The sequence below is a fragment of the Pseudoalteromonas sp. T1lg23B genome, from assembly GCF_002964665.1.
Lineage (GTDB): Bacteria > Pseudomonadota > Gammaproteobacteria > Enterobacterales > Alteromonadaceae > Pseudoalteromonas.
Window position 1 is genome coordinate 42,602 of the sequence record NZ_PQBZ01000030.1, and the last position, 13,295, is coordinate 55,896.

Genomic DNA, 13,295 nt, shown 5'->3' on the forward strand with positions numbered 1-13,295 from the left:
ATTAGCTGTCCTAAAAAGTAGCACCCAAGTTGCGCATATTCGCTTTAACTGGGCGTCACAATGCACAAGCTAGCGGGTTGAATTTTAATGTTCAACTCGGTGGCAGTATCAAGCTCTCCATCAATACAATACTGAAATGGCTGCGATGCGCTTACAGTGACTTTGCTTGCTCTTTGATGCTGGACATGCATGTTTGACGCTTGCTCTGTGAGGTTGCTGCCAATCAATTGCGTCAGACTGAGCAGTTTATCTGCGGTATCTTGATGATACTCAAGCTGTGTAATATCTAATAACCCATCTTGCCAGTTGGGTTCTCCCCCTCCTTGGGCGAGTAAAGTCGTCATTGGGGCTGCATTGGCAATCGCTAAGCTACTGCCTGAGATATTTTGCTTAGGCTCATCGTCAATCACAATGTCTACATTAAGCGGTTTATTATCCAGTAACGCATCAAGGAAACCTTGTAGGTAAGCGAGTTGTCCATGTTGATTTTTCTGTTCTCGGTTGGCATGGTCTATCATCTTTTCTTCGATACCCAATGCGACAACGAGTAACGCTGTTTTGTCGTTACACTGCATAGTGTCCATTTGGAGTGTGTGGTGAGTTAGTAGTGCGTGACAGGCACTGTGGATCGGATCGATTTTGCTACTTATACCAAACAACACATGAGCGAGTGCGTTGGCTGTACCGATGGGCAAAATACCCAGCGTATGGTTGGTGTTTTTTAGTGCTGACGCAACTTGTGCGACTGTGCCATCTCCGCCACAGGCAACGAAGGTATGTTCTTTATTGGGTAAAAGGGACTTAACCAATTGCGTCACATCCGTATCCGCCTCAGTGATGTGGCAGTTCAGTTTATATTTTTGCGTGAGCAACCCCAAGATTTGATTTGCATATTCCTTCCACTTCCCACCGCCAGACACAGGGTTAATGATTAAGGAAATGTCTGGCGCCTGATGCTCTTTAATGTATTTGCTAAGTGTCAGCAGTCTTTTTAGTTGTTTTTTATTTAGCCTCGCTGTACTTCGAATAGATTGAACATTTTCAATTACTTGCCTTTCAGTTAAGGTGGGTTCAGTGGCGAGTAAATAAGCGCATAACATAAAAAAGGAACGACCACGACCGAGCGCACAGTGGATCACCACTTTATGCCCCAGTTGGTGCTGTGCTTTGATCCAATTGATGGCGTGTAGTAACTGAGCTTCACTTGGCGAGAAATGGTCAAGTACTGGTAAATTTAAGTAGTACAAATGTTCTTGTTCCGCTGACCAGTTTAGGCCATCGAACTCTGCGGTAACGTCGAGAATTGCATTGATGCCCTGAGCCTCAAGTGCTTCAATATCAGTAGGAAATAAGCGGCATGCCAAGAAGAGATTAGGTGTGATCTCCTGAATAGCAGGTACTTTGTCATTGTGACGTACAAATGCATTATATAACTGTGTACCCAATAAATAGGGAAGGAGCGCGACCTTTATCCAAATGGGGATGGCCCCCGTGGCAGATTTTCTAAATAAGCTTGGATAGTTGGTGGCATAGGCGAAGCAAACGCAAGCTAAAGAGACTGACAACCATAGTGTTGGAAATAAAAACCAGCTATCGATACTGAACCATGCAAGGGCAAGGCAAAGGGTAAACATTAACAAATAGTATTTGGTCATTTTCATTGGCTTATGGCCTCTATGAACGCAGGTTTACACATGCATTTTTGAACACATTTTTTGTGCGTGCATTTTTTCGAGTGTATTGATTTTATTATTTATTAAGTCAAAAGCATTTCTATGTTTGCTATTAACACCCTAGCAGAATGTGCAACATTTTCCTATTCGAGTTCGCTTGAGTTATACCACTGGGTTTGTTCCAACCAGAATATTTCGCCAAATCCAGATATAAATCTTGCGCGCACGATGTCTAGTTGCCAAATATGAAAATCAGCAAGTTGTGCGTACTGTGCCGCGTCTGGGATCTGCTGAACAAACTGCTCTATGAGCGACATGCTATCTGCTCTTGCGAGTTTTTTTGCGGTTGCGAGTAAGGTTAATCTAGATGCAGCGGCGTTTTGTGCGTGATTTTCAGCAAACACGGTGAGTGATAATTTACAACATTGACTCAGGTTCTTTGTATGTTGGGCCAAATCACTGATAAAGAGGTAAACCCTTGTCGAGGCATCAGAGATAAAGTGGACGGTAGAACCGAAAGGGAAGCCCGGCATAGTTACCGATAAGGTAGATAACACAGCGAGATTGGACTGGTTGAGTAACTGCTTTGCTGCTAATACGGTCTGCTGTTGCATAGATGAATGTATCCAATAGTTTGAATTTTATACATTGATAGAGCAAAAGTTAGCACATAAAGTTGTTGAGTCAGCGCTGTTGTGCCATGTTTAATTAGGTTTTTGTGTTTTTCGCAATTTAGAGGTTTGATATAACAATATATTTTAAAGTTTTTATTCTAATTTCTGAATATGTGTGAAATATTAACCTTTTGATTTGTATTAGGAGTGTGCGCTTTGCACTGTGGCCCAAATGCTTAAACAACTTACCATCAAGCAAAAAATTATTTTAGGCTTTACCAGCTTGGGTATTTTACTTTTGATATCAAGTAGCCTTGCCTATACAGCTTTAAAGCAAATCAATCATGCCAATACTGAAGTAAAGAGTGTCGCGCTGCCCATTTTAAAAACGGCTAACACTTTACAGCTACAGCAAAGCGCGTTGAGTAAATTAATCTCAAAAGCCTACAGTGAAAGTGACGAGACGCAATTGCGAGCCATAGAGCAGCGCTTTGGAGAACAACAAAAAATGTACCAAAATCAACTATCTACACTTCATGCCATCACTCAGGACAAGCAACAATTTACCGCGCTTTTGAACACCATAGTCTCAGTGAGTAAGGGTATTGAGCGTGAAGCCAAATCTTTGCTCTTGGCAAAGCTAACAGCAATTGAGCACAGACAGCGTATTCGCAACCTGATCCAGCAATTTGAACAGCACCGTAGCTTGGCCAGTGATGCCATGCTTAATCTAGAGTTGGTAGAGACGAGTAATACCCGTCAGCTTGCAGAGGTGGCTGGCACAGGTATTCGCATTGATGACATGATGTATACCCTAAGTGATAACGTGAAGGTGGTGAATCAGCTAGAAGGACAAAATTGGCAAGCTCAACAAGAAGATGTGCGATTTTTATTGGGCAATATTCGCGATAATCTACAATTTTTGAAGCGCCAGTCACAGGGACTAGACGTAGAGGAATTATTAACTGAGTTTAGTGAACAATTAGCCCTAATGGCGGCCATGGTGGATGAGCCAGGCAGCGTGTACCAAAGCGTGGCGACCAAGTTATCAGCTTTGGCGCAATCAGAGAAAGCCTATCAGCAAGCTGAGCAGGCGACGGAGCAAATTCAAAATACGCTACGCGACTTACAAAGGGCTGCTGATGAGCAATTTAACTATTATGAAAACATCGCGGAACAAAAAATTCAGCAAGCACAAAAAACTGCTTTGAGTATGGCTGTGGTATTTATTGTGTTAGCTGTATTTATCGCTATCTCAACAAGTCGTGCGATGCTAGGGCCGTTGGCCGCCGTGAACAAAATGCTCGGTTATCTGGCTCAGGGGGATTTTTCGAGGGCGATGAAAAAGCGCAGCGATGATGAGTTTGGCATGTTGATCGACAATATTAACCGCGTAAAAGACAGTTTGCGAGTGCTGCTCGAAGACATCAATAATAAGGTTCATGAACTGGAGCATATGTCAGATTCGACACAGCAACGCAGCCAAACACTCGCGAAAAATGCCCAGCAACAACTACAGCGCATTGATAGTGCGGCGGGTTTAGCTTCACAAATTGCACTGAGTGCTCAACAAGTTAGTGATGAGTCAGCCACGACGCTTAGCAGCATCAAAGAAGCGGAACAACAAAGTTTGAGCGTGAATGAAATAGCGAATGATAACAAGCAACATATGTTGTCGCTCAATAGTAAAATGGCAGACACAGTGGCGGTCATGGATAAGCTAACACAGCACAGTCAAAACATAGGGTCAATTTTGGACACCATTGTGTCTATTGCCGAGCAAACCAACTTATTGGCATTAAATGCAGCTATAGAAGCTGCGCGCGCCGGAGAACAGGGTCGCGGTTTTGCGGTTGTTGCTGACGAGGTTCGAACACTGGCGGCACGCACTCAGTCGTCGACCAATGAGATAAACACCATGATCGAGTCGTTGCAACAGGATACTAAATTGGCTAACAGCGCAATTTTAGAGGGACAATCGGGTACGCAAGCCTGTGCAGCACGTAGTGAGTCTTTGTCTGAGGCCATTGGCCAAATTGAGCAAGTATTGGTTCAAGTTAATGAGTTGAGCAGCCGTGCCAGTGGTGCAGCGAATGAGCAGGTGTCTCATTGTCAACAGATCGAGAGTGTGATGGAGCATGCTCAGCAAACTGCCAAAGATAATGCGAATGAAATGCAGCATATGGCTCAGGCCAGTGAATCACTTAGCCGCTTTGCTAATTCACTGACCGAGTTAGTCAGTCGCTTTAAGCTGTAGCACTGACAGAGGTCAGAATGCCTCGACACTCTTGCAAGTTCATAAAGTGTGGTACAGGGTAATCAGGATGGGCTTCTTTTAGCGCAGACTTTGCTAGGACATCAATATCTTCATAGCGCAACTCACTAAAGGTGGTTTGAATGTGCATCTCCGTGAGAAGACCTTCAATATGACAGAGCAAATCCTCCGCTTGACGTGCTATTGGATAATCTAAAGACGTTAGTCTGCATTCTCGTGCAATTAAAGCCAGCGTGTTATCAATACGTGTACCGTACCAGCGCAAAACTGGTAATAGCAACACTGCATTTGATAAACCATGCGCAGTGCCGTAGTTGGCGCTAAGCTGGTGTGAAATGGCATGGACATACCCCACAGAAGTACGAGTAAATGCCTGTCCCGCATAGAATGAGGCTAATAGCAGCTGTTCTCTGGCGTGTAGGTCTTCACCATTTTGGTAAGCGGCTGGCAAATAGCTAAAAATCAAATCACAGGCTTGTAAAGCGCGCTCCTTGCTAAAACGTAGGCAATTGATGCTTAGTAGGGCCTCTATGGCATGCGTCAGGGCATCAATCGCTGTGGTTGCAGTTAAGTGCTTTGGTAGGCTGGCAGTGAGCTTGGGCAGCAGTACAGCATGTTGTGGCACGAGTGAAAAATCAGTCGCTGCGTATTTTTTCTGAGCTTTAGAGTCGTTCACAACGGCCGCAACGGTTGTTTCTGCGCCTGTACCAGCAGTCGTTGGAATAGCGATATTTGGTGGTAGGCGCTTGAGTATCTTAAATAGGCCTTTAAAGTCAGCGATTGATTTATTCGGTCTGACGGTCTTTGCGCCAATCAATTTGGCACAGTCAATGACCGAGCCTCCCCCAACGGCAATGATAGCGCAGCAGTGATTGTGCACGTAATTGCTATAGCCTTGTTCAACGTTATCTATCGTAGGGTTTGGATTAACATCGCAAAAAATGAACGGCTCAAGTTGTTGCTGTTTAATGATATTGAGCAGTTTCGTTACCTCTGACAACTTAATTAGAGTGTGGTCGGTGACCACGAGTACATGAGATTGTTTTGGCAGTTTGAGTGCGTGTAAGGCATCTTGGAGTGCGTTATTGCCACGATGTAATTTGGGGTTCGGTACGCCAATTAAAATAACGATGCATTTGAGGATGAAGTGATAACAACGATAAAGCAAGGCCATATGAATGCTCGATTTTTAAACATGACCAAAAATGTAGCATAAAGATGTTTGTTCATCTATCTAGGATGAGGAAAATAGGTGGCTAACATATTGATGCTCTTCATATTGCGCTAAAGTTAGTACTTCAGAGAAAACAAAAAAGCCGCTTAAAGCGGCCTTTTTAATGTGCAATCTAGTTGCTATTTTATGAGATTAGCTGAAGCTTACAGCTCTACGCTCTTTGCGTTCACCATCACGACGAGGTGGACGTTTTCCTTCACTTCGTGGGTCTTTAAAGCTACGCTTTCTTTCGCCACGAGGCTCAGAACTACCAGCTTGATCAGCTGGGTGTGAGCTTTTAGTTAGCTTCATCGGACGCTTACAGATAAACACGTTCTGGAAGTGTGATACAACATCCGCAGGCATGTTTTGTGGTAACTGTACCGTACTATGTTCATTGAACAGACGGATGTCACCGATAAACTTGCTTGAAATATCAGCTTCGTTTGCAATAGCACCAACAATGTTCTTAACTTGAACACCGTGATCACGGCCTACTTCGATACGATATGTATCCATAGGGCCTTGTGAGCTGTTGCGTGGACCACGATCTGAGCGTTCACGCTCTGAAGAACGTTCACGGCCTTTACGCTCACCTCGAGCCCCATCACGACCACGACTTTCGCGACGATCATCACGACGGTCATCACGTTCACGACGCTCGCGTTGGAACTTGATTTCTTCAACCTTAAGCGGTGATTGTTGCTGAGCTAAACACAGTAAAGCACCTGCTAAATCTTCGGCACTTAACTCAAGCTTTTGCGCTAAATCTTTCGCTACATCATTAAAGAACGTGATGTCTTTATGCTCAAGAGCTGTAGAAAGCTTAGCTTGTATGCTTGCAATACGTTTTGCTTCAACCACTTTAGCAGAAGGAAGCTCAACTTCAGCGATTTCTGATTTAGTGTGACGCATGATATTGCGTAGCAAATAACGCTCGTTATGCTTAACGAACAATATCGCTTTACCACTACGACCCGCACGACCAGTACGACCGATACGGTGAACGTATGCTTCGCTGTCTTGTGGAATATCGTAGTTGATTACTAAGCTTAAACGGTCAACATCTAGACCACGTGCAGCAACATCAGTTGCGATAACGATATCTAGTAAACCATTTTTCAAACGTTCTACAGTACGCTCACGCGCTTGCTGGTTCATATCACCATTAAGCGGTGCTGCTGAAAAACCTTCATGCTCAAGTAATTCTGCAAGCTGTACGGTATCGTTTCGTGTACGTACGAACACAATCGCACCATCATATTCTTCCGCTTCTAAAAAGCGAACGATGGCTTTGTTTTTGTGTACGCTTGCACGCCAAAATACCTGCTCTACAGTAGAAACCGTAGAGTTACGAGCAGAAATATGAACTTGTTCAGCATTGTCTAAGTATTTTGCACAAATAGACTGAATTTGTTTTGGCATCGTCGCTGAGAATAAACAAGTTTGCTTATTCTTTGGCGTTTTTTCCATGATGCTTTCAACGTCATCAATAAAGCCCATACGTAACATTTCATCGGCTTCGTCTAACACCAGTGCTGCAAGGTTAGATAAGTCGATAGTTTTACGATTTATATGGTCAATTAAGCGGCCCGGTGTAGCAACAATGATTTGCGCTCCACGACGTAATGCGCTTAATTGGATGCCATAGCTTTGTCCACCATATAGGGCAAGTACTTCAACGCCCTTAGTGTATTTAGCATATTGTTCAAATGCTTCTGCCACCTGGATGGCAAGTTCACGAGTTGGTGTTAACACCAAAATTTGTGGCTGCTTAGTAGCCGGGTCAATATTGTTCAATAATGGTAATGCAAATGCTGCTGTTTTACCTGTACCCGTCTGCGCTAGTCCCAGTACGTCCTTTCTTTCTAGCAATAACGGTATACATTGAGCTTGGATCTCAGATGGTGTCTTGTATCCTTGCTCTTCGACTGCTTTTAAAATTGCAGGAGAAAGATCTAAAGATTCAAACGTGACTGGTTCTGACATTAATGCGCCTCAACGAATTTAAAGAGGCGCGCATTGTATAGGAAAAGCGCATCAAATGCTTGTACTAATTAGAACTATTTTATATGTGGTTGAAGTTGTACGTTTTTTAATCGTTTTTAATTTAGGTAATTAACAATGTATTTACTAAGTTGTTATTGCTGCTCGTATTTTAACCGAACACATGGTTCGGTTTTTTAGCCGCTATTTAGTGGCGCTTAATTGTAAAGTTCTAAATTTTCTTTGGCATAAGCCTCAAATTCAGTAAAACCACCGATGTGATTTTCATCGATAAATATTTGTGGCACCGTTGGGCAAGGTTTACCTGCGGATTTTTCTAAATCAGCCTTGCTCACGCCTTCTTTGATGATATCGACATAGCGGAACTTAAAATCGTCGCGTTGTACGCTCAAGCGTTCTGCAACTTCTTTTGCTCGTACACAATAAGGGCAGCCTTCACGGCCAAAAATAACGGTAAACACAATAAAACTCTCTTCTGTAATGTGGTTGACTGATTACAGTGTAGGGGAATTTTATCAAACTAAAAGTGACAAAAAACAATCGGACTAATCGAAAAAGTGGATTAGGTTCTATAAACCGTTTTGATTAAGTGATACCCAAATTTGGTTTTTACCGGACCATGTACTTCAAATAGGGGTTTCTTAAACACCACATCATCAAATGCTTTAACCATGTCACCCTTGTTAAACTCGCCTAAATCACCACCGCGCTTCTTTGAAGGGCAAAGTGAATGCTGTTTGGCAAGTTTGTTGAAATCTCCACCTTTGGCGAGTTTTGCTTTAATAGCAAGGCATTCTTGTTCAGTTTTTACCAAAATATGGTAGGCACAAGCTTTTGGCATGACAGCTCCTCAATTCAAATAACGGCGAGATCATGCAGGGCTGGAAGAAAAAAAACAAGCCTTTGCTGAATGCTTTGAAGGCATAAAGCTCCCTTGTGAAGGCGCTCGTAGATTTAGTGAAGTGATGAAATAAGGGCTTGCTGATGAAATGCAAGCCCTTAGAGGCACCCTAAGCTAACTTACTTAGAAGGTGACACTGAAGCCGATAGAAGGGCGCATTTCGAAGTCATCTTCTTCCTCTTTTATGTGTAAATCATCGATAGAGTTAACTTTTTTGTAGTCTAGGTCGATATAGCTCACATTCTTTTGTCCATAGGCATTCATTAACTCAAGGATCAGTTTGCCGTCGAGCCCGAATAGTTGTGTTTTTCTCTCAAAACGTATGTCGAGCCTGTGATAAAGATCATGGCGCTCTGAAAAAGGTTCACCATAGATGGGTAAAAAGTGGTTCTCATAGTTGGGGTTTTGTTGTACTCCTACGATGGGGGTATAGGCCTGCCCGCTGCGTGCTGTAAAGTTGAAACCTCCCTCCCATCGTTCATTGATCTCATAGTGGAAAACAGCATTGAACACCAAAGGGGTATCGGCAAAATAATCTCGAGTGATATGGTGTCTTGTGTCGGTGCGTTCACTTTTGGCATAGCTCAAGGCTACCCAGCCATACCAGTTGTCAGTCTTATTTTTGCTCAGTAACAAGTCAATACCATAGGCTTTTCCTTCGACTTGATTACTATAAAGTTGATGCGCATCAGAAGCGCTTGATTCAATAGCCAGTGGTAGGTTATCCATGGTTTTATAGTAACCCTCAACAGACCATGACCATTCGTTCTGAAGCTGTTGCTCGAATCCTAATGTAAAGTGATCGGATACTTGTGATCTTAGGTTTGGGTTACCAACGCTTGGTATGATGTATTCGATATCCTGCATACGATTATATCGCCCATATTTGGCGGTGATAGTGCTAGCGTCGGTGAAATAATAATTCAACGCTAAACGAGGTGAAGTAAAATGCTCATCGGTGTAGTCATTGTGCTGTAGTTGAATGCCAAACTCTGATTGCAGCTGGTCAGATAACTGCCATAGGTGGGTAAAGCCAACAAATGCTGAATCAATGTCAACTTGCTGTTTGCCTTGAATCGGGATGCCTTTTTTTAGGTCGCAATCTGGGTCAAGTTCAGTGCATAGGTATTGAAATGTGTCGTAGCTATAGGTGGTTTCATTGTCGAAATAAGCGAAGTCGGTAATGAGTCTATGTTTTGCGTTAATGCGATAATTGAGCTGCGCTTTGTAGCTATATTGCTGTTCTTTCTCCTGTTCAAAATAGCCCTGACTGAGCGTGGCTTGTTTGCCATATTCAAGGCGACCAGAATGCGCCAGCGCGCCGACGCCCACTTTGAGATGGAAGTCTTTATGATAGTGATCCCAAAGTAAACTTTGGCTATTAAAGTCACGAATAAACCTCGCGTCACCCTGATATTCGGGGGTTTTCTTGGCAAGATCTGCGCGTTCATTGAATCCGGCTGCGGCAGAGTCCTCAGCACCGGTAAAGTTAAAGGTCAGGGTGTTGTTGTTATTTATATCCCATAGCCACTTTCCTTGATAATCATGGTCGTCGGGGGCATCATTAATCACCACACCATTTGGCTTGCCATCATCATCTTCCAACTCTTCACCTTTTGAGAAAAATAACGGTAAAGTGCTTTTGCGTGCTGATACATAGAATGCCGAGTTCTGTGTGGCTTGACCCTCCAAAAAGATACCAGCATTGAACATAGTGAAATCTAGAGTCGTTGTCAGGGGTTGATATTTGGGATTACGTAATGTGACATCAAATACGGCTCCCGTTGCATTGCTATAGGCTGCGCCATAGCCTGCTGAATACAATTGAAAATCTTGGATGATATGTCGGTTAAAAATAGAGCTACCAAAATCATGGAAAATGTAGCCTGCGGGCATAAAGTCGACTTCGAAAATATTATCACTTGGTGATGAACCTCGAACCGCAGGTTCACTCATCGAGCCACCTGCGGCTACAACACCTGGTAAAGCATAGACTGCCCGCAAGGGATCGCCCATAGCGCCAGGCATTTCGACCAGTTTCTCTGTATCCTCGGTGATGGTGCTGGTAATACTACTGCGCTTGTAGTGTACTTCTATATGTTCCATGTCTTTGGGCGCATCTTGTGCTTGTGCACTTAGGGTTAAACTCAGCATGATGGGGCTGAGCTGAAAAGTTAGTCGTTGAGCGAGATTGAGCATGATTCGGTTCCTGAAATTAGTCCTTAATGACAGGAAGTAGTGTACCGATATGTGTTGTTTAAGAGTTTTAGGTTTACGTAATGAATTGTCGGTTTTCATCACATAAATTTACATTCTCAGGCGCAGACCTAACTCGCTGGAATAGCCTACTGAGCGTTCGACGATGTTACTTTTTTCATCTAATACATAATAACTGGGGTAAGCGCTGATTCGGTAGTTTGCTTTGAGATTGTTGTCACCTAATAAAATAGGCATGGATAAACTCAGGTCATCAACAAAATGTCTAACTTGATTGGTAGTTTGAAAGTCCAGTGCAATTGCCACTACATTTATCTGACGCTCTAGGTAGAGCTTGTTTAGGTTTGGCATACTGAGTTTGCACACATGGCACCATGGTGCAAAAAAATAAATAATGGTTTTTTGTCCTTGCAATGAGTCTAAACTCACACGCTGCGTGTGCTCTAGAGCTGGAAGGGAAAAGTAGGGGGCTTGCTGAATACCCGCATCCGATAGCATGTCTTTTTCTTGATATGCAGTGATAAGTAAAAATACACATATCATGATGATTAGTTGCATCAATAACTTAGCCATGTATGTCAGACCAAACAGGATTATTTATATGCAGTGTACTATGGTTTTTCGTGATAACGAAGGTGGTAGGCGCGCATTAATAAAGCAACACACGCCTTTTCTGTGGTGTTATCCTAGATAGCGTTTTGCTTTTTGAGGTTTGATTTTAGTCAAATCGACAAGTACTAATCCGTCAATACAGTTATTAAAATCAGGATCGATACTAAAACACAAAAAGTTAGCACCTTCATGCTCACACAGTTCAGTGTATTGCTTAAATAATGTTGGCACTTGGGCACCCATATTTGCGAGTACATGTTTTAGTTCAGCAAAGTCTTCTTTTATATCGTCGCCGTCAAATAGCGCTTGATACTGACTAATTTGTTGGTTGGTAAGTTTAAACTCGTTTTTAGGTTGCGCGTGATTTGGTAGCGAGGAAAAGTAATGTGAATAATGATAAACCAACATCGCTTTTGCCTCTTCAGGTAAGCTATTTGATAAACTTACCGCTCCGAACAAGTAACGATGTTCTGGATAGCGCTTAACAAAAGCGCCAATACCGTACCACAGATAATCTAGACTTTTTCTTCCCCAATACTTAGGTTGTACAAAACTACGGCCAAGTTCTAGGCCGTGTTCAAAGTATGGTTGCATTTTATCGCTGTAGTGAAATAGGCTATCCGTGTACAAACCTTGCTGTCCATATTCTTTGAGCACTTGTTTTGCACTTGCCAGCCGATAGGCACCGACCAATTCTAATTGATTAGGGTCCCAAAGCACTAAGTGTTGATAATGCATGTCATATTTATCAATATCACGGCGCTTACCACTGCCCTCTCCAACGGCGCGAAAGGCAATTTCTCTCAACCTACCAAGTTCTCTGAAAATGACGGAACTTCCTTGGTATTGATAAAGATAAATTTGCATGCCATCGTGGGTTTGACCTAGAAGCTCACAGGTTTCTAATGCTTTTTTGAGTTCTTTTCGGCATTCGGACACGGCGATTGGCGTTCGGGTTTTCAGTGGCAGGGGTTTTTTACTGCTAAGACGGTATAGCTGTTTGCGAATAAGGCCAACGATCTCTTTGTCTTTTAGGTTTTCGATTAGGTATGACTCTGGCGGGATGGAAGCCCCGATTTCGAATTCCAGTGATTTCTGTCGCTGTTTAAACATTTCTTTTACTAATAGTAAACTTGCCAACGGCTTGTAAATCATGGAAGTACCGTAAAACAACGGGCTATTTTTAGCTTTGATATAAACCGGTAGTATTGGGCTGTTTGCTTTCTTTGCCATTCGCAAAAAGCCGGAATTCCACTTGCAATCTTTGATACCAGTAGGGCTTAAACGTGAAACTTCACCGGCCGGGAATATCAGCAACGCGCCCTCTTGCTTGAGATGTGATTGAATGTTAGCAAGCTCTTGCTTTCGGCTTGTACCAGAGAGGTTATCTACGGGCAGCAGCAATGAATGCATCGGAGTGATTGACATCAACATTCTATTGGCGACGACTTTTAAATCCGGACGAACTTTTGTGATGACACGGATTAATGCGAGTGCATCCAACGAACCAATGGGGTGATTGGCAACAATTACGAGGCTACCTTCACTGGGAATATGTTCGATTTGCTTTGGTTTGTAACGAGCATCAAAATCCAGTTCATCAAGTACCTGCTCGACAAACTCTATACCTTGCAGGTGCGGGTAGGTGTCGGCAAACGCAACAAACTCCTGCTCATGTAGTAAATAACCTAGACCTTTTTTCACCAGTCCTTTGACTTTTGGAGACTGTTCAAGCTGAGGCAAATTAGCTTCGATAACTTTATCGACACTGATCATATAACTG

Annotated in this window: 10 protein-coding genes; 1 reads left to right on the top strand and 9 read right to left on the bottom strand. The window is 43.1% G+C overall.

Annotated elements, in window-relative coordinates; all coding sequences use genetic code 11:
* Positions 1 to 44: 44 nt before the first annotated feature.
* Together C2M32_RS06840 and C2M32_RS06845 are read right to left on the bottom strand one after the other, a co-directional pair.
* On the bottom strand, positions 45 to 1,661 hold the full coding sequence (locus C2M32_RS06840) for a diacylglycerol kinase family protein (protein WP_105167718.1): 1,617 nt from the start codon (positions 1,659 to 1,661) through the stop codon (positions 45 to 47).
* A gap of 155 nt (positions 1,662 to 1,816) precedes the next feature.
* Complete coding sequence (locus tag C2M32_RS06845; protein WP_105167719.1) at positions 1,817 to 2,287, bottom strand: HugZ family pyridoxamine 5'-phosphate oxidase; 471 nt, start codon at positions 2,285 to 2,287, stop codon at positions 1,817 to 1,819.
* A 232-nt stretch (positions 2,288 to 2,519) separates the two neighbouring features.
* Here C2M32_RS06845 and C2M32_RS06850 point away from each other — a divergent pair, with 232 nt between their 5' ends.
* Complete coding sequence (locus tag C2M32_RS06850; protein WP_105167720.1) at positions 2,520 to 4,544, top strand: methyl-accepting chemotaxis protein; 2,025 nt, start codon at positions 2,520 to 2,522, stop codon at positions 4,542 to 4,544.
* On the opposite strand, the gene C2M32_RS06855 is transcribed toward C2M32_RS06850, so the two are convergent.
* The 7 genes from C2M32_RS06855 to C2M32_RS06885 all read right to left on the bottom strand — a co-directional run bounded on the left by C2M32_RS06855 (position 4,534) and on the right by C2M32_RS06885 (position 13,288).
* Complete coding sequence (locus C2M32_RS06855) at positions 4,534 to 5,736, bottom strand: iron-containing alcohol dehydrogenase (protein ID WP_105167721.1); 1,203 nt, start codon at positions 5,734 to 5,736, stop codon at positions 4,534 to 4,536. The genes C2M32_RS06850 and C2M32_RS06855 overlap by 11 nt on opposite strands.
* 192 nt (positions 5,737 to 5,928) lie before the next feature.
* Positions 5,929 to 7,764 carry a DEAD/DEAH box helicase gene (locus C2M32_RS06860; RefSeq protein ID WP_105167722.1) on the bottom strand — a complete coding sequence of 612 codons (1,836 nt, stop codon included), beginning with the start codon at positions 7,762 to 7,764 and terminating at the stop codon, positions 5,929 to 5,931.
* Positions 7,765 to 7,979: 215 nt separating this feature from the next.
* A complete protein-coding gene (locus C2M32_RS06865) occupies positions 7,980 to 8,243 on the bottom strand; it encodes a GrxA family glutaredoxin (protein ID WP_105167723.1) in 264 nt (87 codons plus the stop codon).
* A gap of 101 nt (positions 8,244 to 8,344) precedes the next feature.
* Entirely contained in the window at positions 8,345 to 8,623 is a 279-nt protein-coding gene (locus C2M32_RS06870) for a peptidylprolyl isomerase (RefSeq protein ID WP_105167724.1), read from the bottom strand.
* Between the two features lie 183 nt (positions 8,624 to 8,806).
* Positions 8,807 to 10,882, bottom strand: coding sequence for a TonB-dependent receptor plug domain-containing protein (locus C2M32_RS06875; protein ID WP_105167725.1), 2,076 nt, complete (start codon positions 10,880 to 10,882; stop codon positions 8,807 to 8,809).
* Positions 10,883 to 10,990: 108 nt separating this feature from the next.
* Entirely contained in the window at positions 10,991 to 11,473 is a 483-nt protein-coding gene (locus C2M32_RS06880) for a TlpA family protein disulfide reductase (RefSeq protein ID WP_105167726.1), read from the bottom strand.
* A 108-nt stretch (positions 11,474 to 11,581) separates the two neighbouring features.
* Complete coding sequence (locus C2M32_RS06885; RefSeq protein WP_105167727.1) at positions 11,582 to 13,288, bottom strand: lysophospholipid acyltransferase family protein; 1,707 nt, start codon at positions 13,286 to 13,288, stop codon at positions 11,582 to 11,584.
* Positions 13,289 to 13,295 lie beyond the last annotated feature (7 nt).